Genomic DNA, 24,188 nt, shown 5'->3' with positions numbered 1-24,188 from the left:
GGGGACGCGACGTCGTCCTGCGCCTCGTCGAGAAGGCGGACGTGCTGCTCGAGGGCTTCCGGCCGGGCGTCACCGAGCGCCTCGGCATCGGCCCCGACGGCACGTACACCCGCCTCGGGCAGACGGTCGCCTTCGTCCTCGGCCTCCTGACGATGGTCGCGTTCTTCCCCTGCCTCTTCGTCTCCGCGCTCCTGTACGCCCGGGCCGAGGAGCGGTTCGCGGACGATCCCGAGCGCGCCCGCACGCTCGTGAACTGGTCGTGGATCGGCATCACGGTGCCCGTGGCCGCCGGCGCGGCGGCCGCGGCCATCGTGGCGGCCGTCACGGCCTGAGCGGTGGCCTGAGCGGGAAGACCGCGCCGTCCGCGCGGGTTGTCACTGTTCATGACCGTCCGTTTGTCTGTTCTCGATCTGGCCCCCGTCGTCAGCGGCTCGACCTCCGCGGAGGCGCTGCGCAACACCCTGGACCTGGCCCGGCGCGCCGAGCGGCTCGGCTACCACCGGTACTGGCTCGCCGAGCACCACGCGATGCCGGGCATCGCCAGCTCGGCGACGGCGGTGCTGATCGGGCAGGTCGCGGCGGCGACGTCGGCGATGCGCGTCGGGTCGGGCGGCATCATGCTGCCGAACCACGCCCCGATGGTGGTGGCGGAGCAGTTCGGCACCCTGGAGGCCCTCTTCCCCGGCCGCATCGACCTCGGCCTCGGCCGCGCCCCCGGCACCGACCAGGCCACCGCGCGCGCCCTGCGCCGCTCCCCCGACTCGCTGTCGGTGGACGACTTCCCCGAGCAGGTCATCGAGCTGCGGAACTACTTCGACGCCAAGAGCACGGTGACGCCGGCGGCCGGGAACGAGCCGCCCATCTGGCTGCTGGGGTCCAGCGGCTACAGCGCGAAGCTCGCGGGCCTGCTGGGGCTGCCGTTCGCGTTCGCGCACCACTTCAGCGCCGAGAACACGCTGCCCGCGCTGTCCCTGTACCGGGAGTCGTTCCGCCCCGGCGCGCTCCAGGAGCCGTACTCGATGATCGGCGTCGGCGTCACGGCGGCCGAGTCGGACGAGCGGGCCCGCGAGCTCGCGGCGCCGCAGGCGCTGTCGTTCCTCCGCCTGCGGCAGGGGAACCCGGGCCCGCTGCCGAGCCCGGAGGAGACGGCCGCCCACCCGTACACGCCGCTGGAGCGCCAGATCGTCCAGTCCCGGCTCCAGGACCAGGTCATCGGCGGGCCGGACGGCGTCCGGCGGCAGCTGGACGAGCTGATCGCGCGGACGGGCGTGGACGAGGTCATGGTCGTCACGCAGGTGTTCGAGCACGCCGACCGGCTGAAGTCCTACGACATCCTCGCCGAGCTGTACCCGTCGTCGCTCGGACCGCGGTAGCGGGCGCGGTCGACCTGCCGGGCGAAGTCGTCTACTTTCGATCGGCATGGACTCGGACGGCCCCCCGGATTCCGTCACCGTCGACGTCGCGCACGTCCACGGACGGCAGATGATCGTCGGCGCGGCGGTCGCGGGCCCCCTCGGGGTCGTCGCGATCGCCGCCGCGGTCACCGGCGGCGTGGACGGCGGCACCGGCGTCCGCGTGGCGGCGTTCGTGATCGGCACCGTCTTCGCGCTGCTCGGCGCCCTGCCCCTGCTGATGTGGCGGGTGGCGTTCCGGCGGCGCCGCCTCGTGCTCGACGCGGCCGGGATGCGCTGGGACGACCCCCGCGGGCGGCCGTGGGCGGTGCGCTGGGCGGAGCTGTCCCGGGTGCGCCTGGTCGATCCGGAGCCCGACACCGGGGCGCCCCGGGTGGCGTCCACGGTGAACCTCCTGCTGCACCCGGCGGGTCCGGAGTTCCGCGACGCCCACCCGGAGATGGAGCACCTGGCCGTCGCGAAGGCGGGCGCGCCGGGCGTCGCCTACCGCCTGCCGTTCGGCCACGCCCACCGGGTCGTCGGCCCGATCGACGACGCGCTCGCCCGGTTCGCGCCCGGCCTGTACCGCACCCCGGGCACGTGGGTCGCCGTGCCCGGCCGCCCGTGGGCGGTGCCGGCCGGCGTGTCGCTCCTCGCGCTCTGCTGGGCCGCCGCCATGACGGCCGCCGTCCTCGACGACGCCTCGGCCCGGACCCTCGCGATGGGCGCCTTCTGGACGGCGGCGTTCACGCTGTGGCTCGTCCGCATCTGGCTGGGCGGCCCGCTCGCCACCGGGCAGATGGCCAGGTTCGCGCCGACCCTCGGCGCGGTGCTCTTCTTCGGCGTCCTCCTCATCGCCGCCGCCGGCTACAGCGGCGGCCACCCGCCCGACCCGGGCGAGGACTGGGTCGTCCTGCTCCTCGCGCTGCCCGGCGCCGCCGTCTTCACCGCCGGACGGCTGCTCGCCCGCGCGGACGTCCGGGAGTGGACGCGGGCGCGCGGGCAGGGCCGCTGACCGGGGGCCCCGGCGCGGACGAACACCGTCACAGCCCACGGGCATGGGCACGCACGCGGTCCGCGGAGCGGCGCCGGTCCGGCGGGCGCCGGGCGAGGGCCGCCGGCCCGCCCAAGCCGGGGCCGGCGGGCCTCACCGCTCGCCCCGGAGGCGGCCCGTGCACTCCGGGTCCGTGCTGCCCATGCGCCGAACCTAGGCGGCGCCCGCGCCTAGGATGAACGTACGGGGCGGCGAATCGCGCGGTCCCGACTGGACGCCCCGGACATTGACCGTCCCCGAGCCGGAGGGAGCGCGGTGCCGCCCAGCCTGGCCGCCGTGGCGGCGATCCCGCAGCTCGGGCTGACGTCCCCGACCGGGCCGCCGCCGGACACGCCCGTCCTGTGGGTCGCGGTCAGCGAGCTGGAGGACCCGACGCCGTACCTGGAGGGCGGCGAGCTGGTGCTCACCACGGGCATGCGGCTCACCCCGCGCAACGCCGCGGAGTACGTCGGGCGGCTCGTGGAGCGGGGCGTCGCCGGGCTCGGCTTCGGGGTCGGCGTCATCCACGCGACCGTCCCGGACGAGCTGCTCGCCGCGGCCCGCGCGCAGGGGCTGGCGGTGCTGGAGGTGCCGCGCCCGGTCCCGTTCATCGCGATCGGCAAGGCCGTGTCCCGGTTGCTCGCCGCCGAGTGGTACGAGGATGTCACCCGCGCGTACCAGGCGCAGCGGGAGCTGACGCGCGCCGCGCTCACCGGCCCCGGACGGCTCGTCGCGCGGCTGGCGCGGCTGCTCGGCGGCTGGGCGCTGCTGCTGGACGCCGCCGGGGACGTGCGGCACGCCGAGCCCGCGCGCGCCCGCGCGCACGCGGAGGCGCTCGCGCCCGAACTGGCGCGGCTGCGCCGCCGCCCGCCCGCGGACCGGCCGGACGGGTCCCCGGCGAGCCTGGCGCTGTCGCTGCCCGGCGAGCACGTCGTGGCGCAGCGGATCGGGCTCGGCAGGCGGCCGCGCGGGTTCCTCGCCGTCGGGACGGACGCGCCGCTGCCGCCGACCGCGCACACCATCGTGGGCGCGGCGGTCGCGCTGCTCACGCTCCAGTCGGAGACCCCGCGCACCGCCCGCGACCTGCGGGCGGCGCTCGCCGGGGTGCTGCTCGGGCGGCCCGCCGGGGGCGGCGCGGTGCCGCGCGGGCCGGTGCGGGTGCTGGCGTGCGCGGCGCCGGAGCGGGGCCGGGCGGTGCTGGACGCGCTGGAGTCCGACCCGGCGGGCGAGCGGTGCCTGCCGCTGCCGGCCGCCGGGAGCGTCGCGGTCGTCGTCCCCGACGCGCTCGCCGGGACGGTCGTGCCGCTGCTGGCGGGCGTCGGGCCGGTCGGCGTCAGCGGCCCGGCCGGCGCGGACGGCGTCCCGCCGGGTCCGGGCGCGCTCGCGCCGGCGCTGCGGCAGGCCGAGGAGGCGCTGGCGGCGGCCGTCCGCGCGGACCGGCCCGTCATGCACCACGCCGACCTGCCGGGGCAGGGCGTGCTGGGCGTGCTCGATCCGGGGCCCGCGCGCGCCTTCGCGGAGGCGCTGCTCGCCCCGCTGCGCGCCGAGGGGCTGGACGGCGCGGTGCGCGCGTACGTGCAGGCCAACGGGCAGGGCGAGACGGCCGCGCGGGCGCTCGGCGTCCACCGGCACACGCTCCGGTCGCGGCTGCGCAAGGCGGCCGGCGCCTTGGGCCGCGACCTGGACGACCCGGCCGTCCGGGCCGAACTGTGGGTCGCGTTCGCCGTCGCGTCCAACCCGGGCGAGCGGATTCGCCATGTCGGAGACTCCCCCGCGGGGCCTCCGGAGATAGCGTGAGCGTATGAACGCGACCCCATTCTGGCTGGCCGGCCGGCCCGAGACCGGTGACGGCGAACTGACCGTGACGCACCCCTACGACGGCCGCGTCGTCGGAACCGTCGCGGTCCCGACCCCCGCGCAGGTGGAGGAGGCGGTCGCGGCCGCCGACGCGGTGCGCCGCGAGGCGGCGGCGCTGCCGCTGCACGTCCGCGCCGAGGCGCTCGCGCACGTGTCCGCGCGGCTCGCCGAGCGCTCCGCGGAGATCGCCCGGCTGATCACCGGCGAGAACGGCAAGCCGCTGCTGTGGGCGCGCGGCGAGGTGGCCCGCGCGGTCTCCACGTTCCGGTTCGCCGCCGAGGAGGCCCGCCGCTTCAGCGCGACCACCCAGCGGCTCGACACCGACCCCGCCGCCGAGGGCCGGATGGCCTACATCACCCGCGTCCCCAAGGGCCCGGTGCTCGGCATCTCCCCGTTCAACTTCCCGCTCAACCTGGCCGCCCACAAGATCGCCCCGGCGATCGCGGCCGGCACCCCGATCGTGCTGAAGCCCGCCCCCGCCACCCCGCTGTCGGCGCTGCTGCTCGGCGAGCTGCTCGCCGAGACCGACCTGCCCGCCGGGATGTGGTCGGTGCTGACGGTGCCGAACGACCGCGCGTCCGGTCTCGTCGACGACCCGCGGCTGCCGATCGTGTCGTTCACCGGGTCCGTCCCGGTCGGGTGGTCCATCCGGGACCGGGCGCCCCGCAAGCACGTCACGCTGGAGCTCGGCGGGAACGGCGCCGCGGTCGTCCTGCCGGACGCCGACCTCGACTGGGCCGCGAAGCGCATCGGGCTGTTCGCCAACTACCAGGCGGGGCAGAGCTGCATCGCCGTGCAGCGCGTCTACGTCGACCGCTCCGTCTACGAGGAGTTCCTGCCGAAGCTGGTGGAGAACGTCGAGAGCCTCGTGACCGGCGACCCGTGGGACGACAAGACGCAGGTGGGGCCGCTGGTCGACGAGAAGGCCGCCGAGCGGGTCGAGGCGTGGGTGGACGAGGCCGTCGCGGCGGGCGCGAAGGTCCTCGCCGGCGGCACCCGGGAGGGCGCCGCGTACGCGCCGACGCTGCTCGCCGACGTCCCGGACGACGCGAAGGTGTCGCGCGAGGAGGTGTTCGGCCCGGTCATGCTGGTCCGGCCGGTGGACGGCGTGGACGAGGCGTTCGAGCGGGTCAACGACTCCAAGTTCGGGCTCCAGGCGGGCATCTTCACCCGGAGCCTCGACATCGCGTTCCGCGCGCACCGCGAGCTGGAGGTCGGCGGCGTCGTCATCGGCGACGTCCCGTCCTACCGGGCCGACCAGATGCCGTACGGCGGCGTGAAGGACTCGGGCGTCGGCCGGGAGGGGCTGCGGTCGGCGATGGAGGACTACACCGAGGAGAAGGTGATGGTCTTCACCGGGCTGCCGCTCTGAGCCGCCTCCCGTCCGTCCGGCCCGGGCCCGGTCTCCGTCAGCGGAGCCGGGCCCGCGCCATGCCGGTGCGCAGCGCCCCGGCGGCCTCCGCCATCGCCTCGCGGAACCGGCCGCCGAGGCCCCACATGTTCGCGAAGCCGTGGATGAGGTCGTCCTGCCGCCGCAGCGCGACCGGCACCCCGGCGCCGGCGAGCCGCTCCGCGAACTCCTCGCCCTCGTCCCGCAGCGGGTCGAACCCGGCCGTCACCAGGTAGGTCGGCGGGAACCCGGCGACGTCGGCGGCGAGCAGCGGCGACGCGTCCGGCTCCTTGCGGCGCTCCTCGTCCGGGCAGTAGTGGTCGCTGAACCACACCATGTCGGCGTCGGTGAGCATGAACCCCTCGGCGAACAGCTCGCGGGACCGCCGCCGGACCGACATGTCGGTCGCCGGGTAGAACAGCAGCGCGAAGTCCGGGCGGCGCTCGGCGCGCAGCCCGACGACCGCGGCGAGGTTCCCGCCCGCGCTGTCGCCGCCGACCGCGATGGCGTCCGGGTCGGCGCCCAGCTCGCGCGCGTGCTCCACCGCGTACGCCCACGCCTCCAGGGCGTCCTCCGCCGCCGCCGGGTACCGGTGCTCGGGCGCCAGCCGGTACCCGACCGACAGCACCCGCGCCTCCGCGTTCACCGCGAGGTACCGGCACACCGAGTCGTGGGTGTCGAGGTCGCCGATGACCCAGCCGCCGCCGTGGTAGAAGACCAGCAGCGGCGAGCCCTCCGCCAGTCCGGCGGGGGTGTAGAGCCGGGCCGGGACGTCCCCGGCGGCGACGTCGCGCGTCTTCACCGGCCGCGGCAGGTCCCGGGCGAGCAGCCGGTTCGACCGCTCCATGCCGCGGCGGGCGTCCGCGGGCCGCCCGCCGCCGAGGTTGCGCTGCTCCAGCCGCGACAGCGTCAGGAGGAGCTGCGCGTCCAGCGCGAGCCGCTGCCCGTCCCGGACGACCGGCGCCCCCGCGATCGCCCGCCGGAGGGGGTCCGGCAGCGCGAAGACGCCGCGCAGCACGCCGCCGACGACCGCGGGCGGAACGAGTTCGGACAGCCGGGACATCTGTACCTCCTGGGGGGCGAACCGTCCGCCGATCGTAACGATGCGGGCCTACCCGCCGGTAGGCCCCCTCCGGACGGGCCGCCCGTGGCCCCGCGGGCCGGATCCGGCTTACCGTACGGAGCATGCGATCCGGGCGGCGCGAGCGGCTGCTGGCGCGGGCCGTCCGGGACGGGTTCCGGGGGCCGGGCTGGGACCGGCTGCGGAAGGCGGGCGAGAGCGGCGACCAGAGCGTGGTCGACGCGCTGTGGGCCTGCTGGCTCGACCGGGCTCCCCACGACGCACTGCTCCGCGCGCTGCGGTCGTGGGGCCGTCCCGCGCGCGGCGACCGGCGGGCGCGGAGCGTGGTGGCGCTCGGCGGCGGCACCCGCCCCGGCGGCGAGCGCACCGCCCTGCTCGCGGCCGCGCTCGTCCGGGACCACCCGATCGGGACGATCGCGCGGGACCTGCTCGCGCGGACCACCGACCCGGACGTGCTGCGCGACGCGCTCGGCACCGCGCTCGACGCGGGGCCCGGCGCCCCGCTCGCGGGCGTCCTCGCCGCCCGCGACGACCTCCCCCGCGACCCGCCGGCGCTCGCCGAGCTGTTCCTCGTCACCGGCCGCGGCGCCCGGTACCGCGCCCTCGACCCCGACGGGACGCACCTCGCGCGGGCCTACGCGGCCGCGGGCGAGCGCCGCCGGGAGCGGCTGCGCGAGGCGATGCTGCGCGCGGGCGACCTGGACGTCGTCCGCGTCGTCACCGCCCGCGACCGGGACGCCGGCCTCGGCGCCGGCGAGCGCCGGGACCTCGCGCGGGCCCTGCTCGAGAGCCGCCGGTGGGAGGAGGCGTGGCGGACGGCCAAGCGGCTCCCGCTCGCCGACGCCGCCGCCGTCGCCCGCGCCCTCCCCGCCGGCTGGCGGCCCGCCCCGGCGGACCGCCGCGTCCTCGCCCTGCTCCGCGCGGCCCCGCCGCGCCTGCACGACCACGTCGCGGTGCTCGCCGACGCCGACCGCCGGACCGTGCGGGTGGGCGGGCTGGCGGACAGGCTGGTGGAGGCCGGCGCCTTCTCGCCGGACGCCCGGTTCATGGTCGTCGGGCACCTCCACCGCGGCATGCCGAGCGACCCCCGCACCGTCCAGGTCTTCACGCTGGACGGCGGCGTCGCGTCCTCCGCCGGGCGGCACGTCGTCGACGGCGGCACGCCGCGGTTCGCCCTCACCGAGCACGGCGCCGCGATCGCCCCCGAGCACGACGAGCGGGCCGTCTGGTGGCTGCCGTTCGCGGACCGGCGGCCGGAGCGCCTGCCGGTCCGCGACCGCGTCACCCACCTGGCCCCGGTCCCCGGCGGCTTCGTCGTCGCGGGCGTCACCGATGACCGGGAGGTGCGGCTGCACCGGTTCGACCGGGCCGGGCGCCCTTCCCCGGACGGTCCGCTCACCGTCGCCGACCTTCCGTTCCTCACCGCCTTCCCCCCGGCCCGCATCGCCGCACGGGCCGACTTCGCCTGGGCGTACGAGGTGTTCGCCGACCCGGTCGGCGGGCGGGTCGCGTTCCACAGCCGCGCCCCGAAGCGGATCGTCGTCATCGAACCGGACGGGCGGGTCGTCGCCGACTCGGCGGCCGGCCATGCCCGGCAGGGCTCCCCCTGGGCGCGGGCGACCCCCGGCTGCTTCACCGCGCCGGACCGCCTGTTCTCCGACGGGCGCCTCATCGCGTGCACGCCCGACGGCGGCCTGCGCGACGTCGCGGTGCTCGCGCCGCGCCCGCACGACACCGTCGGCGCCGTCGTCCACCTCCCCGCGACCGGGGAGCTGCTCGGCGCGTCGGCGGGCCGGCCGTACGCCCCGGGGACGGCCTGGTACGCGGACGCCGCCACGCTGGAACCCGTCCGGGACCCGCGCCCGCCGGCCGGGCTGCCCGCCCGCGCCGTCTGGGCGACCCCGGACGGCGCCGTGCACGCCGTCGGCCGCGAGACCGTGACCGTCGTGGACGAGGCCGTGCGGGCCGCCGCCGGACCGGCCGCCCGCCCGCTCGACGAGCTGACCGCCGCGGACCTGGGCGTCCTCGCCGACCTGCGGCGGCGCACCCGGCCGGGCGCGTCGGCGCTCCGGACGGTCGTCGACCTCCTGCACGACGTGCTGGAGGCCGCCCCGGTCGGCGCGGACGTCGCGCTCGGCGGGGCGTCCGCGCCCGCGGACGGCTCGGACGACATCGCACTGGGCGGCACGTGACGGGAATGCCGGAAACGTCGTCCGGCCCCCTACGCTTTCCGATCATGGGGTATGACACGAGCTTCCACCCGGTCGACACGGCGCTGGTCGAGGACCGCCTGCTGCCGTACATCGCCGGGCACGGGGACGCCGACGGCATCGACGACCTGATCGCCCGGGCGGTGGAGATCCGCAAGACGCGCTTCCGCGCCAAGGCGTGGGCGCTCGGCGTGCTCCAGGCGACCCGCGATCTGGACGGCGTCGCGTTCGACTCCCGGCTGCACGTGTGGGGTCGTCCGTTCTTCATCGTCGGCGACGAGGCGGAGGGGATCGCCGAGGACGTCCGGCGGTACCTCGCGACGCCGAGCGGCGAGGTCGACGCGCTCGCGCGGGAGATGATCGACCGGATCGACCCGGCGCTGGCGGCGCGCGTCACGCCCGACACCGGCGGGCGGCTGCCGGACGACGAGGTGCTCGCCGCGAGCATGGGCACGGCCCTGCGGATCCTGCGCGAGGCGGCGGTCGCGCTGCGCGAGGGGCGGCGGACCGTCCGCCACCCGGACGGGCGGGAGTTCGACGCGGCCGAAATTCTGGTGAGCGAGATCCCGTTCAACCTGCTGACGTTCGCCGCCGCGCTGCTGCCGGGCTGGATGTCGCGCGGCCGCACCTGGCCCACCGCGCTCTGCGCCGACGCGGGAGTCGCGGACGAGGGCTTCACCGCCCCGGCCGCGCTCACCGGGCCGGTCCGCGCGGAGTTCCCCGACCTGGACTGGCCGTACCCGGACGGCTCCATCACCGGCAACTACACCGTCGGCGGCATGGTCCCGGCGCCCGCCGTCGCCGGGACCCGCGCCCACCTCGCCCGGCACCGGGACGCCTTCGACTGCGACCCGACCGAGCTGCGGAAGATCGACGAGGCGATGGGCGTCGCCGCGGTGCTCGGCGCGGCCTTCTGCGAGGCGACCGAGATCTACAGCGGCATGGAGGGCAACCTCAACTGAGCCGCCGCCCGGCAGGCGCCGGCGGGCGGGCGGGCCCGCCGGCGCGGCGGTCCGCGGGCGCCCCGGCCGGGGCGCCCGCCCGCCCCCAGCGGGTCCGGCCGCCCGGCTTCACGACCGACAGCACGACGGCCGTCCACAGCAGCGCCGTGTAGCCGAGCATGCAGCAGACGAGGACGAGGCCGAGCCCGCCCGGGTCGCCCGCCGGGTCGAGCGTCCGGTGCTCCAGCTCCTCGATCCAGCCGCTCTGCACGGTCGCGATGATCGGGATCACCAGCGAGATCGCGAACTTGAGCAGCACCCACCAGTGCTTGACCAGGCCCCACTTGGTGCCCAGCGAGACGACGAGCCCGGTGATGATGGCGAGCGCGACGCTGGGGATGACGATCGCCAGGTCGAACACGTGCATGAGCACGTAGGCGCCGTGCCGGACGGCGTGCCCGTCGGCGGTGGCCCCGGCGATGGCGAGCGTCGACATCGCGGTGGCCAGGCCGAGCCAGCCGACGCTCACCCCGACGTGCAGGGTCAGCCACACGCGGCGCGGCGTCCGCCTCAGCCTCGGGAAGCGGGGCCGCATGACCGCGACGGTCAGCGCGCCGAACAGCATGCCCGGCAGCGGCGCCTCCGATCCGCCGAACAGGAACAGGAACTGGACGGGCAGGAACCCGAGGTGGAACCCGATCAGGGACCGGCGGGCGCCGCCGAGCGCGAGGACGGTCAGCAGCGCGGCCGCCACGAGGTATCCGCCGGTCGCGATCGTCTGCATCAGCGGGTACTTGGGGTCGGGGACGGTCTGGAAGGCGAGCGCGGCGACCGCCGCGTACGCCGCGAAGGCGTAGTGGAGGGGGCGCCTGGTCGGTGTGGACATGCGCCCAGCGTCGCCGCGGCGGGGCCGCCCGCGCATCGGCCGATCATCGCGGGCGGGTCGGCGGAACGATGGCGCCCGCGTACAACTTTCTACCGATCCCGGGCGGGCGGGCGGCGGTTATCGTGAACGTCCATGAAGCGGGACGCGCTCGCCGCCGCCGTCGTCGCCGCCGCGGTCGCGTCCGGCGACGGCGGCTCGGGCGGCTCGTTCGGCGACACCGACCTCGCCTACACGTCGTGGGATCCGCCGCTGTGGTCCGCGGTCGTGCTGGGCCTGCTGGCGGGCGCCGCGGCGTGGTGGCGGCGCCGGAGCCCGGAGGCGCTGCTGGCCGCCGCGGTGGCCGGCTGGCTCACCACCGGCGCCTTCACCCCGCTGCTGCTCGCGCAGTACACCGTCGGCGAGCGGTCCCGGTCGTGGCGCCGGACGGTCCTGCGCACGGTCCCGGCCGTCCTGCTGGTCGGGCTCCCGTTCTGGCGGGTCGGCGGCCCGGACGCCGCGGCGCCGCTCACCGCGGCGGTCTGCGTGGCCCCGGCGCTGCTCGGGCTCTACGTCGGCACCCGGCGGCAGCTGATCGACGGCATGCGGGAGCGCGTCGAGCGCGCCGAGCGGGAGCAGCACCGCCGGGTGCTGGCGGCCCGCGCCGAGGAGCGCGCCCAGATCGCCCGCGACATGCACGACGTCGTCACGCACCGCGTCGCGCTGATCGTGCTGCACACGACCGCGCTGGAGGCGGCGGAGGGCCGCGACGCCGTCGCGATCGGCCGCCGGATCGGCGGGATCGGCCGCGAGGCGCTGGCGGAGCTGCGCGCACTGGTCGAGGTGCTGCGGGCGGGGGACGCGCCGCTGGCGCCGCAGCGCGGCCTCGGCGACCTGCCCGAGCTGGTCGCCGAGTCGCGCCGCATCGGCATGCCGGTCACGCTGGAGGCGGCGGACGGGACGGGCGAGCCGGCGCCCGCCCTCGTGGAGCACGCCGCCTACCGGGTGGTGCAGGAGGCGCTCACCAACGTGCACAAGCACGCCGGCAACGCGCGGACGGTCGTGCGGGTCGTCCGGTCGCCCGGGTCGCTGCGGCTGTCGGTGACCAACGGCCCGCCGGGCCCGCGGCCGCCGGCGGCGGAGGTGCTGCCGAGCGGCGACCACGGGCTGCTCGGCGTCGCCGAGCGGGTCCGGCTCGTCGGCGGCGAGCTGACCGCCCGGCCCACCCCGGACGGCGGCTTCGAGGTCGCGGCCGAGGTGCCGCTCCGCGAGGCGGCGCCGTGATCCGCGTCCTGGTCGTCGACGACGAGTGGATGGTCCGCGCGATGCTGCGCACCATCCTCGGCGCGGCGCCCGACATCACCGTGGTGGACGAGGCGTCCGACGGCGAGGAGGCGGTGCGGCGGGCCCGGGCGCACGACCCGGACGTCGTCCTGATGGACATCCGGATGCCGCGCGCGGACGGCCTGGCCGCCACCGCCCGGCTCGCGCCCCGGTACCCCGTCGTCGTGCTGACGACGTTCGACCTCGACGAGTACGTGCGGACGGCGCTGCGGCACGGCGCGGTCGGCTTCCTGCTGAAGGACGCCTCGGGCGAGGAGATGCTCGCCGCCGTCCGCAGCGCGGCGCGCGGCGACGCGATGCTGTCGCCGAAGGTGACGCGGCGGCTGCTGCGGCGGTTCGCCGACACCGGGCGCGCCGAGGCCGAACGGCGCCTGGACGTCCTCACCGCCAAGGAGCGGGAGGTCCTGGTCGCGGTCGGCGGCGGCCTGTCCAACACCGACATCGCCGCCGCCCTGCACATGAGCGAGGCGACGGTGAAGACGCACGTGAGCCGCATCCTGGCGAAGCTGGCGCTCAGCAACCGCGTGCAGGCCGCGATCCTCGCGCACCGCGCCGGGCTCCTGGACGACGGCTGACACGGGTCGGGTCAGCGGTACCGGGCCTGCCGTGCGGCGGGGCTGCCCGCGACGAGGCCGGACAGTTCGCGCTCGATCGCGGCGGCGGCGCGGCGGCAGAACGCCGCGGGCTCGTCGGCCGCGTCCGGCAGCTCGTCCACCAGGACGTCCGCGGTCCCGGCGCGCAGCAGGTCGGCCGACCGGACGCCCTGGGCGGCGGCGAGCTCGGCGGCCCGGCCGGGGGTGCGGTGCACGATCACCGAGGCGCCCTCGGGCGGCAGCGGCGACAGCCACCCGTGCCGGGCGACGAGGACGCGGTCGGCGGGCAGCAGCGCGAGCGCCGCGCCGCCGCTGCCCTCGCCGAGCAGCAGGCACAGCGTCGGCGCGGCGAGGGTGAGCAGGTCGGCGAGGCAGCGGGCGATCTCCCCCGCCAGGCCGCCCTCCTCCGCCTCGGCGGACAGCACGGCGCCGGGCGTGTCGACGACGGTGACCAGCGGCAGGCCGAGCTCGGCGGCGAGCGACATGCCGCGCCGGGCGACGCGCAGCCCGGCCGGGCCGAGCGGATGCCCGGCGCGCTGCGACCGGCGGTCCTGCCCGACGAGGACGCACGGCGCCGCGCCGAACCGGGCGAGCGCCAGCAGCAGCCCCGGGTCGGCCTCGCCCTGCCCCGTCCCGGAGAGCGGCGTGACATCGGACGCGCCGTGCCGCAGCAGCTCGGCGACGCCGGGACGGCCGGGGCGCCGCGAGCGCTCGATCGAGTCCCACGCGTCGCCGCCGCGGTCCCCCGCCCCCGCCGGGCCCTCCGGCACGGCCCCCGGCTCCGCGGCCTCCCGCGGCTCCGGGCGGGGGGCCGGGGCGCGGCCGCACAGGACCGCGAGGGCGCCCGAGGCGACACCGGCCAGGTCGTCGATGGGCACGACGGCGTCCAGCAGGCCCTTCGCGGCGAGGTTCTCCGCGACCTGCACGCCCGGCGGGAACGGCTCCCCGTGCAGCCCCTCGTACACGCGCGGGCCGAGGAACCCGATGAGCGCGCCCGGCTCGGCGGCCGTCATGTGCCCGAGCGACCCCCACGACGCGAACACCCCGCCGGTCGTCGGATGCCGCAGGTAGACCAGGTACGGGAGCCCGGCGGCGCGGTGCGCCATGACGGCCCCGGTGATCCGCGCCATCTGCACGAACGCGGCCGTGCCCTCCTGCATCCGGGTGCCGCCCGAGGACGGCGCGGCGAGCAGCGGCAGTCCCGCGGCGGTGGCGCGCTCGACGGCGGCGACGATCCGGTCGGCGGTGGCCCGCCCGATCGATCCGGCGAGGAACCGGAACTCCGACACGACGAACGCGACGCGGCGCCCGCGCAGCCGCCCCTCGCCGGTGAGGACGGCCTCGTCGCATCCGCTGCGCTCGCGCGCGGCGGCGAGCTCCGCCCGGTACCCCGGCGCGGCCCCGGACGCGGCCCCGGTCTCGGCTCCCGCGCCGACCGGTTCGTCCCACGAGGTCCACGCGCCTCCGTCCAGCACCCGGCGCAGCAGCTCGCGCGCCCCGACCCGTTCCGACACACGGCTCCCTTCGACGGCGGTCCCCAGCATGATGACCGGGCGCCGCGCGGACGGTCACGCGGGGGTCGCGCCGGGGGGCGGATCGCGGGGGATCCGCATGACGAACCGCGCGCCCGCGTCGCTGTCGGCGATGACGAGCGTGCCGCCGTGCGCGACCGCGATGTCGCGGGAGATGGGCAGGCCGAGGCCGGTGCCGCTGCGGTCGCGGCGCCGCCCCTCGTCCAGCCGGGTGAAGCGGCGGAACACCCGCTCGCGGTCGTCGCGGGCGACGCCCGCGCCGTCGTCGAGCACCTCCAGGACGGCGTCCGGCCCGTCGGCCGCCACCGTGACCCGCACCCACGACCGCGCGTGCCGCTCGGCGTTGTCGAGCAGGTTCGTCAGCACCCGCGCGAGCTGGTGGGCCACCGCCAGGACCGTGACGTCCTCGGCGGCGTCGACGCGGACCGGCACCCGCCGGGGACGCCGGCCGGCCTCCTCCCGGACGAACGCGCCGAGGTCCAGCGGCCGCGGTTCGGCTTCGACGCCCGAGCCGAGCCGGGCGAGGATCAGCAGGTCCGACACGATGCCCTGCAGCCGGTCGGCGTCCGCCAGCGCGGCACGCGCGACCGCGGGCCAGTCCTCGTCCTCGGGGGCCTGCAGCGCCACCTCGAGCTGCGCGCACAGTCCGGTGATGGGGCTGCGCAGCTCGTGCGAGACGTCCGCGACGAACGCGCGCTGCCGGGCCAGCACCTGCTCCAGCCGGTACAGCGTGAGGTTCACCGACTGGCCCAGCTCCGACACCTCGTCGTGCTGCTCGGGCACGGTGACCCGGCCGTGGTCGCCGCCGGTGATCTGCGCGAGCTCCGCGCTCATCACCCGGACGGGCCGCAGCGCGCGGCGCACCGCGAGCGCGACGATCCACGACGTGAGCGCGGTGCCGAGCACGACGGCGGTCGCGAGCCCCCCGATGAAGAAGCCCTGGTTCATCGTGTAGATGGCGATCGGCGCGCCCGCGTAGACGATGCGGGGGCCGTCCGGGGTCTGGACGCGCTCGACGACGACGAAGACGTTCGCCTGCACGCCGGGCACCTCGGTGGTGAAGGAGCGGTGGTGTCCCGGTTCGGACGGCGCGGGCAGGCGGAGCGGGCCGCGCCCGCGCAGCGCGTCGCTGGCCGCGAGCAGGTCGCCCTCCGGCGTCACGACCTGCAGCAGGGAGAAGTCGGGGTCGCGGATCGGCAGCTCGCCGCGCCAGCCGCGCGTCCGGACGAGGGCGGCGAGGTCGTTCGCCACGACCAGTCCGCGGTCGTGGAGCTGGGCGTTGACGGTGCGGCGCAGCGAGAAGTAGAAGCCCGTCACGCCGACCGTCAGCAGCACCGCGACGACGGCGGTCGCGACGGCGGTGACACGGGCCCGCACCGACCAGCGCGAGGGCGCCCAGCCGCCCCGGAAGAACACTGCGGCGCCCCCTCCCCCTTTCCGTGCCGCGCGGCGGCCGCCGTGCGCCGAGCGCCCGGGAGGAGTGCGCAGAACAGGTTGTTACCGAACCATTGCGCAGCGAAACATCCCCACATACCCCACCGAAACCCCCGCGCCATCCTGGCGGGGCACACTGCACTCAGGGCGGCACCGAGGCCCTTCTTCCGTCACTTCCTGCACATACGCGCCATATTTTGCGAACGAGCGGGGATGGACGGACGGGAGATACGCGAGGGAGTCGGGACACCACCATGGACGCAGACATCCGGCCGCTGGAGCCGGCGGACCCCCGGGTCGTGGGCGGGCACCCCCTGCTCGGCCGCCTCGGCTCGGGCGGCATGGGCACCGTGTACCTCGGAACGGACCCCGATTCGGGCGGCCGCGTCGCGGTGAAGACCATCCACCCGCACCTCGCCCGCGACCCGTCCTACCGCAGGCGGTTCAAGGACGAGGCGTACCTGGCGAGCCGCGTGGCGTCCTTCTGCACCGCGCGCGTGCTCGCGCACGGCGAGGAGGACGGCCGCCCGTACCTCGTCACCGACTACGTCGGCGGCGTCTCGCTGCACGACCGGCTCGCGGCGAACGGCCCGCTGCCGCCCGGCGACCTGCACGGCGTCGCGGTCGGCGTCGCGTCCGCGCTCGCCGCCATCCACGCCGCCGGGCTCGTGCACCGCGACCTGAAACCCGCCAACGTCATGCTCACGCTGTCCGGGTGCCGCGTCATCGACTTCGGCATCGCCGGCAGCCAGGACGCCCGCGGCGCCGGCAGGACGGAGCGGGCCGGCAAGCCCGGGAAGGTGCTCGGCACGCCCGGCTGGATGGCACCGGAGGTCCTCGTCGGCGGCGCCGCCACCGCGGCCGCCGACATCTTCGCCTGGGGCTGCCTCATCGCGCACGCCGGCACCGGCCGGATGCCGTTCGGCGGCGACCCGGCGCGGCCGCGCGTCGGCACCGGCGAACCCGACCTCGACGGCCTCCCGGAGGCGCTCGTCCCGGCCGTCCGGTCGGCGCTGGCGAAGAACCCCGCGGCCCGCCCCACCGCCGCCGACCTGCTGCTGACGCTGGTGGAGCAGCCGCAGCCCTGCGGGGCGCCCGCGGGCGTTTCGGTGCCGGCCACCGCGTCCGGCGCGATGTCCGGCGGGATGTCCGGCGGGATGTCCGGCGGGATGTCCGGCGGGATGCCGGGCCCCCTGCCGGGCTCGATACCGGGCGCCGTGTCGGGCACCGTGCAGAGCGCGGTGCGGGGAGCCGTCCGGGGCGCGCTCCAGGGCGCCGTCCAGGGCGCCGCCCCGGCGCCGTCCGGGGTGCCGCGGGCGGGCGCGACGCCCGGCCCGTTCCGGCCCGCCCGCCGGTCCCGGCCGACGGCCGCCGACCCGGGCGTCCCGACGAAGACGTTCGCGCCGCTCGGCGGCGCCGGCGGCTGGTCGTCGCCGCGCACCCGGCTGCTCGCGGGCGCGGGCGCCGCCGCGGGCACGGCGCTGCTCTGGGCGATCTTCGCGGGACTGCAGAGCCGCGGGGAGCCGCGCGCGACGTCCGTCCAGGTCCACGCGCGGCGGACGCCGGTGCGCTCGCGGCGCCGCTGACGGCCGGGGGCGTCCGGGCCGGGGGCGTCGGGTCAGGTGCGCCAGATCAGGACGAGCGCGCAGTCGTCGTCGCGGGCGGCGGCCATCCGCTCCACCAGCTCCCGGGCGCCCTTGCGGAACCCCTGCGGGACGAGCCGCTCCGCCTCGCCGAGCAGCCGGTCGATGCCGGCGTCCAGGTCCAGGCCGGGCGACTCGACCAGCCCGTCGGTGTACAGCAGGAGCGCGTCGCCGGGCCGCAGCCGCCCGTGCTCGGGCACGGTCGCCACCTCGGGCACCACCCCGAGCACCACGCCCTTGGCGGGGCTGACCTGCCACGCGCCGCTGCTCGCGTCGAACTGGACGGCCGGCGGGTGCCCCGCCGACTCGACCGTGTACTCGCCCGTCCGCAGGTCGACGACCACGTGCACGGCGGTGACGAACCCCTCGTCCCACCGCTGGCGCTGCAGGTACACGTTGCACGCCTGGAGGAACCGGTCGGGTTGGATCGATCCAAGGAGCCCGCCGAAAGCCCCCGACAGCATGAGGGCCCGTGTGCCCGCGTCCGTGCCCTTGCCGGAGACGTCGACCAGCGCGACCTCGAGCACGTCGTCCTCGCACGCCGACACCACGAAGTCGCCGCCGAACGACGACCCGCCCGCCTGCAGCAGCACGACCTGCGCCGACCAGCCGTCCGGCAGTTCCGGCAGCTCGCCCTGCCGCCGCAGCCGGTCGCGCAGGTCGAGCAGCATCGAGTCGCCGCGCAGGCCCTGGACGCCCAGCTGCTGCCGCGTCCGCGCCAGGGTGAGCGCCAGCACCGCCGTCACCGCCAGCGTCGCGACCATGCCCCACCCGATCGCGGGGGCGTTGTGCCACGCCGCGAAGCACACCATCGCCACGACGATGGACAGCAGGGCCAGCAGGCTCCGCACCCGCAGCAGCAGGCCGCCGCCCAGCACGACCAGCACCAGGACGCCGGCGGGCGCCAGCCCCCGGGTGTCGTTCGCCGTCGCCGCCCCGATCACCACGGCGAGCACCGCCAGCGCCGCGAACACGTACCGGTCGCGGGTCAGCCGCCCCCGGCGCAGCAACCGGTACAGGACCACGAGGATCGGGATCCTGCGCAGGAAGGCCCGCACTCTCGGCGGCAGGCGCTGCACCAGACGTTGAAGCATGACTCCGGCACTGTATCGAGCAATGACCCGCCCTGGACGGGATCCACGCCACCCGTCACTCTTTGCAACGGTCCAGTCGCAAGATTTCCGGGTACGAGCACTGTTCAGGAGATTTCCGGGGCCGGCGGTGCCCGCGGGACGGGACACGAGGAGGCGGCGGATGGGTCAGCCGGGCATGCGCATCACGGTGGACGCGGCGATGCGGGCGCGCGACGTCTCGCGCCCCCGCCCCGCGGGCGAGGACGCGCCCGCGCCCGCGCGGGCGCCGAAGCGCAGCCGCGCGGCGAAGAACGAGCGCCGCCGCCAGGACAAGCGCGGCGGCCGCTCCTAGGCCCGCCCCGGGGCCCCCTCAGGCGCCGGGGACGGCGCCGGTCCGCTCGTAGGCCGTCAGCATGTCGATCCGGCGGGTGTGCCGCGACTCCTTGGAGTACTCGGTGGCGAGGAACAGCTCGACGAAGCGGGCGGCGGTCGCGGCGTCGTGCTGGCGCGCGCCGATGCTGATGACGTTGGCGTCGTTGTGCTCGCGGGCGAGGACCGCGGTGTCCTCGTTCCAGACGAGCGCGGCCCGCACGCCCTTCACCTTGTTCGCGGCCATGACCTCGCCGTTCCCGGAGCCGCCGAGGACGATCCCGAACGTGCCCGGCTCCGCCGCCGTCCGCTCCGCCGCCCGCAGGACGAACGGCGGGTAGTCGTCGGCGGCGTCGTACTCGAACGCGCCGCAGTCGACGGGCTCGTGCCCGTTCTCCTTCAGCCAGGAGACCAGGTGCTCCTTGAGCTCGAAGCCGGCGTGGTCGGTTCCAAGAAAGACGCGCATGGGCCCGATTCTCGCAGGCCCGCGCCCGTCCTTCGTCCCCGGGGCGGCGGGGCGGGGCGGCGGCGCCGGATCAGGCGGACGGCGGCCGCGGACGGTCGTCGCCGCCCTCGGGTTCGTGGTCGAGCATCGTCTTGTCGGCGAGGTCCCCCGCGGCGGCGTCGCCGCCCTCGGCGGGCGCCCGCTCGGCGGGTCCGCTCTCGTCGTCCGCCTGCGTCGGCGGGTCGAGCGTGGGGGCGTCCGGCGCGGGCGGCTGCGCGGGCGGCTCGGGCGCGGGCGGCTGCTGCGGCGCGGCGCCCCAGGCGGGCTGCTGGGGCCCGCCCTGCGGCGGGACGTACGGGACGTGCGCCGGATGCTGCGGCGGCACGTACGGCTGCTGCCCCGGCACGGGCGGCTGCCCCGGCACGGGCGGCTGGCCGGGGACGGGCGGGAGCGGCGGCTGCGCCGGCGCGCCCTGCTGCGCCGGGTAGGGCTGCTGCTGGCCGTAGCCCTGCTGGCCGTGGCCCTGCGGGGCGTACTGCTGGCCGTAACCCTGCTGACCGTGGCCCTGCGGGGCGTATCCCGGCTGCGCGGCCGCCTGCCCGCCCGTCCCGCGGCCGACGTGGAACCCGGCGAGGGCGCCGAGGCCCGCGATCCAGCCGTAGGCGAATCCGAAGGCGGCGCCGCCCGCGACCGTGTTCCAGACGATGCTCCCGCTGGACGGCGGGAGGTCGAGCGTCAGGCCGATCAGCACCCCGACGACGATGCTCGCGAGGCCGGAGGCGACGACGCACGCCCACCAGCCCGTGACGACCGCGCCGAGCATCCCGCGGTCCGGGGCGACGGCGCGGACGCCCACGGCGGCGAGGCCCGCGAGGAGCACGAAGAACAGGAGCAGGCCGAAGTCCAGCGAGATGACGTAGCCCCAGTTCTCGAACGACCCGTCGGGGTAGAGGCGCCACTGCGGATGCTGGAGCCAGTACACCAGCGGCCACAGCCCGCCTTCACCCCCCACATCGCCGAGCCCGTCGACCGCCCACTGGTTGCCGAGGAGCAATGCGATCAGCATGACCGGGAGCACCGCGCCCCCGGCCGTCAGCACCATCCGCCGCGTCGTCATGGCGCGCAGGTTAGTGCCGCCGCCCCTCGCACCGGTAGGCCCTAAGTCACGCGGGGTACACGACAGAACGCCCAAATCTGGGCATTTTGATCAGACGGTGTGCAGGTCGGTCGGCTCCGGGAACCGGAACGCGGGGTCCACCTGGTTCTCCAGGTCCTCGCCGACGGCGCGGCTCGCCCAGCTCCGGGCGTTCTTCACGTGGAACTCGACGGCCTGCCGCCGGAACTTCTCCCAGTCCTTGACACGGGAGTCGACCTCGGCGCGCATCCGCGACAGCGCGGCCTCGTTGCCCTCCTCCAGCGCCACGCCGGCGCGGCCCTGCTCCAGCGCGCGGACGGACGCGGACTGGCCGAGCCACGTCAGCAGGTCGTCGCCGACGTGCTCGCGCAGGTAGGCGACGTCCTCGTCGGTCTGCACCTTGTTGCCGACGACGCGGATGGCGACGTCGTAGTCGCGGGCGTACTCGGTGTACTGCCGGTAGACGCCGACGCCCTTGCGGGTGGGTTCGGCGACGAGGAACATCAGGTCGAACCGGGTGAAGAGCCCGGACGCGAACGTGTCGGCCCCGGCGGTCATGTCCACGACGACGTACTCGCCCGGCCCGTCGACGAGGTGGTTGAGGTACAGCTCGACCGCCCCGGTCTTGGAGTGGTAGCAGGCCACGCCGAGGTCGTCGTCGTTGAACGGGCCGGTGGCGAGCAGCGTGACGGCGGCCCCGCCCGCGCCCGCGTCCACCTCCTCGGCCAGCCGGTGGACCGGGTCGTCGCCGCGGAAGGCGAGCAGTCGCGACCCCTCGCCGGGCGGCGTCGTCTTGACCATGGCGGACGCGGACGAGACGCGCGGGTTCGTCCCGCGCAGGTACTCCTTGATCTCGGTGAGGTGATCGCCCATCGCGGGGATCTTGGCGGCGCGGTCCTCGTCGAGGCCGAGCGCCGCGCCGAGGTGCTGGTTGATGTCGGCGTCGATGGCGACCACCGGCAGCCCGCGGCCCGCCAGGTGCCGGACGAAGAGCGACGACAGGGTGGTCTTGCCGCTGCCGCCTTTGCCGACGAACGCAACCTTCACGGTGAAATGCCCCCGTTTCGGATATGAAAATCATTGCCACTTCCGGAACCACGAGTCTGGCGGAGGCGGGCGCGTCAGGCAAGCGGAACGGCCGAGAAGGCCGGAAGGGCCGACGCCCGGCGCGGGAGGGCCGGCGGGCGGGAGAGCGGCGGCTCAGCGGCGGCTCAGCGGCGGCTCAGCGGCGCGCGGCGGCGGGGTCGAACCCGAAGGGCAGCTCGAGCCGGTGCGCGCGGAGCAGGTCCGCGTCGGCGAGCAGGTCCGGGGTGGGGGCGTCGGCGGCGATCACCCCGCCGGACAGCACCACCGAGCGCGGGCACAGCTCGGCCGCGTACGGCAGGTCGTGCGTCACCATCAGGACGGTCACGTCGAGGCCGAGCAGGATCTCGGCCAGCTCGCGGCGGCTCGCCGGGTCGAGGTTGGACGACGGCTCGTCCAGCACGAGGATCTCCGGCTCCATCGCCAGGACGGTCGCGACCGCGACGCGGCGGCGCTGCCCGAAGGACAGGTGCTGCGGCGGGCGGTCCGCGGCGTGCGCCATCCCCACCCGGTCGAGCGCGGACCGGACGCGCGCGTCCAGCTCGGCGCCGCGCAGCCCCAGGTTGGCGGGGCCGAACGCGACGTCCTCGCGGACCGTCGGCATGAACAGCTGGTCGTCGGGGTCCTGGAACACGATGCCGACGCGGCGCCGCACCTCCCGCAGCGCCGCGCGGTCGCCCGGGTCGACGGCGAGCCCGCCGACCCGCACCCCGCCCGCGCCGCCGTGCAGGATGCCGTTCAGGTGCAGGACGAGCGTCGTCTTGCCCGCGCCGTTCGGCCCGAGCAGCGCGACCCGCTCGCCGCGGCCGATCGTCAGGTCGACGCCGAAGAGCGCCTGCGTCCCGTCCGGGTAGGCGTAGGCGAGTCCGCGGACGTCCAGCGAAGGGGTCATGGGCCCATCCAGGCGGTCAGCGTCACCAGGGACGCGGCGAGCGGCAGGGCGGCGGCGGCCGTCCACTGCCGGGGCGTCGCGCCGATGTCGTGCAGCACCGGCATGCGGCCGTCGTACCCGCGGCTCACCATCGCCAGGTGCACGCGCTCGCCGCGCTCGTACGAGCGCAGGAACAGCGCGCCCAGCGACTTCGCGAGGACGCCCGTGGCGCGGACGCCGCGCGCCTCGAATCCGCGGGACGCGCGCGCCGTCCGCATCCGGCCGAGTTCGGCGGCCACGACGTCGGCGTACCGCAGCATGAACCCGGCGATCTGCACGATGAGGCGCGGCACGCGGAGCCGTTCGAGGCCGAGCAGCAGCATGCGCGGCTCGGTGGTGGCGGCCAGCAGGACGGACGCGACCACGCCGAGGGTGCCCTTCGCGAGGATGTTCCACGCGCCCCACAGCCCGTCCCCGCTCAGCCGCAGCCCGAGCACCGCGACCTTCTCGCCGTCCGCGACGAACGGCAGGAGCAGCGCGAACGCGACGAACGGCACCTCGATGACGACGCGCCGCGCGACCGTCCCGAACGGCACCCGGGCGGTGAGCGCGACCGCCGCGAGCAGCAGCGCGTACCCGCCGAACGCCCACATCCGCTCGCGCGGCGTCGCCACGGCCAGCAGGACGAACGCCAGGACCGCGACGAGCTTGCAGTGCGGCGGCAGCCGGTGCACCGGCGAGTCGCCCGGCAGGTACAGCCGGTGCGCGTGGCCCGCGCCCACTAGTCCGTCCGGGCCGCGGTCCCGGCCCCGGCGGCGGGCTCCGCGTCGGGTTCGCCGCCGCCGCGCCGCCGGATCGCCCAGAACAGCCCGCCGCCCGCCGCGAGGGTGAGGCCGACGCCGATCAGCCCGGCGAGCCCGCCGGACAGCCGCCCGTCGTCGACGCCCTCGACGCCGTAGTCGCCGAGCGGGGAGCCGGCCAGCGCGTGCTCCTCCTCCTGTGCGGCGATGCCCTTGTCCGCCGCGACCTTCTCCAGGCCGTCGGGGCTGGAGCTGGCGTAGTGGCTGACGATCCCGGCCAGGACCAGCGACACGATCAGGAACCCGGCGAAGAAGTACTTGGTCCGCACGGCTCTCCCCCTCACGCCTGCGACGGCTCGGCTTGGTCGGCGCCGCCCGCGCCCCGTACGCGCAGTTCCGGCGGTCTGCGCAGGTCTCGGGCGCCGTGCACCAGGTCGGGCCGGACGGCGAGGACGCTCGACACCGTCGCCGCCGTGATCAGCGCCTCGCCGACGCCGATGAGGACGTGCACGCCGACCATCGCGCCCGCGACCGTCCCGATCGGGACGTCGGTCGTGCCGCCCAGCGCGTACAGCGCGGTGAACGCGACGGCCGACGCCGGCACCGACACCAGCGCCGCGGCGAACGCCGCCCCCGCCGCGGCCGGGCGCGTCTTCGGCAGGACCCGGACGAGCGCGCGGAACAGCGGGTACGCGACCGCGACCGTGACCAGCGACATCGTCATGACGTTGGCGCCGAGCGCGGTGAGGCCGCCGTCGGCGAACAGCAGCGCCTGCAGCAGCAGGACGACCGCCACGCACAGGACGCCCGCCCACGGGCCGACGAGGATCGCGGCGAGCGCCCCGCCGAGCAGATGCCCGCTGGTCCCGGACGCGACCGGGAAGTTCAGCATCTGCGCGGCGAAGACGAACGCCGCGGTGAGTCCCGCGAGCGGGGCCGTCCGGTCGTCGAGTTCGCGGGCGGCGCCGCGCAGCGCCAGCCCGACCCCGGCGACCGCGACGGCGCCCGCCGCGATCGAGACGGGCGCGTCGATGAATCCGTCCGGTGCGTGCATCCCTCACCGCCCTGCCGTTGGCGACCACAGCAGGGACAGTGTGCGGC

23 protein-coding genes are annotated in these 24,188 nt (G+C 76.7%); 11 read left to right on the top strand and 12 right to left on the bottom strand.

Annotated elements, in window-relative coordinates:
• The 5 genes from DMH08_RS42755 to DMH08_RS05645 all read left to right on the top strand — a co-directional run.
• The coding region (locus tag DMH08_RS42755; protein ID WP_442778628.1) for a CoA transferase at positions 1–332 on the top strand (332 nt) is incomplete at its 5' end.
• A 63-nt stretch (positions 333–395) separates the two neighbouring features.
• Positions 396–1,373, top strand: a complete 978-nt coding sequence (locus DMH08_RS05660; protein ID WP_233617417.1) for an LLM class flavin-dependent oxidoreductase — start codon at positions 396–398, stop codon at positions 1,371–1,373.
• A gap of 46 nt (positions 1,374–1,419) precedes the next feature.
• The gene (locus DMH08_RS05655) at positions 1,420–2,406 is read left to right on the top strand and encodes a hypothetical protein (protein WP_125612146.1); all 987 of its coding nucleotides are present in this window, start codon (positions 1,420–1,422) and stop codon (positions 2,404–2,406) included.
• 294 nt (positions 2,407–2,700) lie between these two features.
• Complete coding sequence (locus tag DMH08_RS05650; RefSeq protein WP_125612144.1) at positions 2,701–4,221, top strand: PucR family transcriptional regulator; 1,521 nt, start codon at positions 2,701–2,703, stop codon at positions 4,219–4,221.
• Positions 4,222–4,225: 4 nt separating this feature from the next.
• Positions 4,226–5,653: an aldehyde dehydrogenase family protein gene (locus DMH08_RS05645; protein WP_125612141.1), complete on the top strand. Its 1,428-nt coding sequence runs from the start codon at positions 4,226–4,228 to the stop codon at positions 5,651–5,653.
• 37 nt (positions 5,654–5,690) lie between these two features.
• On the opposite strand, the gene DMH08_RS05640 is transcribed toward DMH08_RS05645, so the two are convergent.
• A complete protein-coding gene (locus DMH08_RS05640; protein ID WP_125612139.1) occupies positions 5,691–6,734 on the bottom strand; it encodes an alpha/beta hydrolase in 1,044 nt (347 codons plus the stop codon).
• 122 nt (positions 6,735–6,856) lie between these two features.
• On the opposite strand from DMH08_RS05640, the gene DMH08_RS39985 reads away from it, so the two are divergent.
• Both DMH08_RS39985 and DMH08_RS39980 read left to right on the top strand, forming a co-directional pair.
• Positions 6,857–8,944 (top strand): hypothetical protein, encoded by a 2,088-nt coding sequence (locus DMH08_RS39985; RefSeq protein ID WP_158642255.1) that lies wholly within the window; start codon positions 6,857–6,859, stop codon positions 8,942–8,944.
• A 44-nt stretch (positions 8,945–8,988) separates the two neighbouring features.
• Complete coding sequence (locus DMH08_RS39980; protein ID WP_026404571.1) at positions 8,989–9,924, top strand: hypothetical protein; 936 nt, start codon at positions 8,989–8,991, stop codon at positions 9,922–9,924.
• Here the strand turns inward: DMH08_RS39980 and DMH08_RS05630 are convergent.
• Entirely contained in the window at positions 9,917–10,789 is an 873-nt protein-coding gene (locus DMH08_RS05630; protein ID WP_125612135.1) for a hypothetical protein, read from the bottom strand. The two genes, DMH08_RS39980 and DMH08_RS05630, sit on opposite strands and share 8 nt — an antisense overlap.
• 132 nt (positions 10,790–10,921) lie before the next feature.
• On the opposite strand from DMH08_RS05630, the gene DMH08_RS05625 reads away from it, so the two are divergent.
• Together DMH08_RS05625 and DMH08_RS05620 are read left to right on the top strand one after the other, a co-directional pair.
• Positions 10,922–12,049, top strand: a complete 1,128-nt coding sequence (locus DMH08_RS05625; protein WP_051301235.1) for a sensor histidine kinase — start codon at positions 10,922–10,924, stop codon at positions 12,047–12,049.
• Positions 12,046–12,684, top strand: coding sequence for a response regulator (locus DMH08_RS05620; protein ID WP_026404572.1), 639 nt, complete (start codon positions 12,046–12,048; stop codon positions 12,682–12,684). The genes DMH08_RS05625 and DMH08_RS05620 overlap by 4 nt, the downstream gene beginning before the upstream one ends.
• 11 nt (positions 12,685–12,695) lie before the next feature.
• Here DMH08_RS05620 and DMH08_RS05615 read toward each other — a convergent pair whose 3' ends face one another.
• Together DMH08_RS05615 and DMH08_RS05610 are read right to left on the bottom strand one after the other, a co-directional pair.
• Complete coding sequence (locus DMH08_RS05615) at positions 12,696–14,246, bottom strand: carboxyl transferase domain-containing protein (RefSeq protein ID WP_125612133.1); 1,551 nt, start codon at positions 14,244–14,246, stop codon at positions 12,696–12,698.
• A gap of 24 nt (positions 14,247–14,270) precedes the next feature.
• Positions 14,271–15,650: a sensor histidine kinase gene (locus tag DMH08_RS05610; RefSeq protein WP_125612131.1), complete on the bottom strand. Its 1,380-nt coding sequence runs from the start codon at positions 15,648–15,650 to the stop codon at positions 14,271–14,273.
• Positions 15,651–15,922: 272 nt separating this feature from the next.
• Between DMH08_RS05610 and DMH08_RS05605 the strand changes: the two genes are divergently transcribed.
• Positions 15,923–17,254 (top strand): serine/threonine-protein kinase, encoded by a 1,332-nt coding sequence (locus DMH08_RS05605; protein ID WP_125612129.1) that lies wholly within the window; start codon positions 15,923–15,925, stop codon positions 17,252–17,254.
• A 32-nt stretch (positions 17,255–17,286) separates the two neighbouring features.
• On the opposite strand, the gene DMH08_RS05600 is transcribed toward DMH08_RS05605, so the two are convergent.
• Positions 17,287–18,405, bottom strand: a complete 1,119-nt coding sequence (locus tag DMH08_RS05600) for a PP2C family protein-serine/threonine phosphatase (protein WP_026404574.1) — start codon at positions 18,403–18,405, stop codon at positions 17,287–17,289.
• A gap of 160 nt (positions 18,406–18,565) precedes the next feature.
• Between DMH08_RS05600 and DMH08_RS39975 the strand changes: the two genes are divergently transcribed.
• A complete protein-coding gene (locus tag DMH08_RS39975; protein ID WP_157433149.1) occupies positions 18,566–18,736 on the top strand; it encodes a hypothetical protein in 171 nt (56 codons plus the stop codon).
• Between the two features lie 18 nt (positions 18,737–18,754).
• Here DMH08_RS39975 and DMH08_RS05595 read toward each other — a convergent pair whose 3' ends face one another.
• The 7 genes from DMH08_RS05595 to DMH08_RS05570 all read right to left on the bottom strand — a co-directional run bounded on the left by DMH08_RS05595 (position 18,755) and on the right by DMH08_RS05570 (position 24,141).
• Positions 18,755–19,219: a ribose-5-phosphate isomerase gene (locus tag DMH08_RS05595; protein ID WP_026404575.1), complete on the bottom strand. Its 465-nt coding sequence runs from the start codon at positions 19,217–19,219 to the stop codon at positions 18,755–18,757.
• 70 nt (positions 19,220–19,289) lie between these two features.
• Complete coding sequence (locus DMH08_RS05590; protein ID WP_125612127.1) at positions 19,290–20,315, bottom strand: hypothetical protein; 1,026 nt, start codon at positions 20,313–20,315, stop codon at positions 19,290–19,292.
• 90 nt (positions 20,316–20,405) lie between these two features.
• Positions 20,406–21,380 carry an ATP-binding protein gene (locus DMH08_RS05585; RefSeq protein ID WP_125612125.1) on the bottom strand — a complete coding sequence of 325 codons (975 nt, stop codon included), beginning with the start codon at positions 21,378–21,380 and terminating at the stop codon, positions 20,406–20,408.
• Between the two features lie 175 nt (positions 21,381–21,555).
• A complete protein-coding gene (locus tag DMH08_RS05580) occupies positions 21,556–22,308 on the bottom strand; it encodes an energy-coupling factor ABC transporter ATP-binding protein (protein WP_026404578.1) in 753 nt (250 codons plus the stop codon).
• The gene (cbiQ, locus tag DMH08_RS05575; RefSeq protein WP_125612123.1) at positions 22,305–23,069 is read right to left on the bottom strand and encodes a cobalt ECF transporter T component CbiQ; all 765 of its coding nucleotides are present in this window, start codon (positions 23,067–23,069) and stop codon (positions 22,305–22,307) included. The genes DMH08_RS05580 and cbiQ overlap by 4 nt, the downstream gene beginning before the upstream one ends.
• Positions 23,069–23,416 carry a PDGLE domain-containing protein gene (locus DMH08_RS40870; protein WP_199747633.1) on the bottom strand — a complete coding sequence of 116 codons (348 nt, stop codon included), beginning with the start codon at positions 23,414–23,416 and terminating at the stop codon, positions 23,069–23,071. Before DMH08_RS40870 ends, cbiQ begins: the two co-directional genes overlap by 1 nt.
• A gap of 11 nt (positions 23,417–23,427) precedes the next feature.
• The gene (locus tag DMH08_RS05570) at positions 23,428–24,141 is read right to left on the bottom strand and encodes an energy-coupling factor ABC transporter permease (RefSeq protein WP_051301238.1); all 714 of its coding nucleotides are present in this window, start codon (positions 24,139–24,141) and stop codon (positions 23,428–23,430) included.
• Positions 24,142–24,188: the final 47 nt, after the last annotated feature.

Source organism: Actinomadura sp. WAC 06369, from assembly GCF_003947565.1.
Classification (GTDB): domain Bacteria; phylum Actinomycetota; class Actinomycetes; order Streptosporangiales; family Streptosporangiaceae; genus Spirillospora; species Spirillospora rifamycini.
The sequence above is the reverse complement of the archived record's forward strand: the minus strand, read 5'-3'. Positions and strand labels throughout refer to the sequence as shown.

Coding starts and splice junctions, on each gene's coding strand:
- DMH08_RS05595 (WP_026404575.1), bottom strand. CDS start 19,219: ATGCGCGTCTTTCTTGGAACCGACCACGCCGGCTTCGAGCTCAAGGAG.
- DMH08_RS05580 (WP_026404578.1), bottom strand. CDS start 22,308: ATGACCCCTTCGCTGGACGTCCGCGGACTCGCCTACGCCTACCCGGAC.
- DMH08_RS05630 (WP_125612135.1), bottom strand. CDS start 10,789: ATGTCCACACCGACCAGGCGCCCCCTCCACTACGCCTTCGCGGCGTAC.
- DMH08_RS05640 (WP_125612139.1), bottom strand. CDS start 6,734: ATGTCCCGGCTGTCCGAACTCGTTCCGCCCGCGGTCGTCGGCGGCGTG.
- DMH08_RS05600 (WP_026404574.1), bottom strand. CDS start 18,405: ATGCTTCAACGTCTGGTGCAGCGCCTGCCGCCGAGAGTGCGGGCCTTC.
- DMH08_RS05645 (WP_125612141.1), top strand. CDS start 4,226: ATGAACGCGACCCCATTCTGGCTGGCCGGCCGGCCCGAGACCGGTGAC.
- DMH08_RS05625 (WP_051301235.1), top strand. CDS start 10,922: ATGAAGCGGGACGCGCTCGCCGCCGCCGTCGTCGCCGCCGCGGTCGCG.
- DMH08_RS05605 (WP_125612129.1), top strand. CDS start 15,923: ATGGACGCAGACATCCGGCCGCTGGAGCCGGCGGACCCCCGGGTCGTG.
- DMH08_RS05655 (WP_125612146.1), top strand. CDS start 1,420: ATGGACTCGGACGGCCCCCCGGATTCCGTCACCGTCGACGTCGCGCAC.
- DMH08_RS05615 (WP_125612133.1), bottom strand. CDS start 14,246: ATGCTGGGGACCGCCGTCGAAGGGAGCCGTGTGTCGGAACGGGTCGGG.
- DMH08_RS39985 (WP_158642255.1), top strand. CDS start 6,857: ATGCGATCCGGGCGGCGCGAGCGGCTGCTGGCGCGGGCCGTCCGGGAC.
- DMH08_RS39975 (WP_157433149.1), top strand. CDS start 18,566: ATGGGTCAGCCGGGCATGCGCATCACGGTGGACGCGGCGATGCGGGCG.
- DMH08_RS05590 (WP_125612127.1), bottom strand. CDS start 20,315: ATGACGACGCGGCGGATGGTGCTGACGGCCGGGGGCGCGGTGCTCCCG.
- DMH08_RS05570 (WP_051301238.1), bottom strand. CDS start 24,141: ATGCACGCACCGGACGGATTCATCGACGCGCCCGTCTCGATCGCGGCG.
- DMH08_RS39980 (WP_026404571.1), top strand. CDS start 8,989: ATGGGGTATGACACGAGCTTCCACCCGGTCGACACGGCGCTGGTCGAG.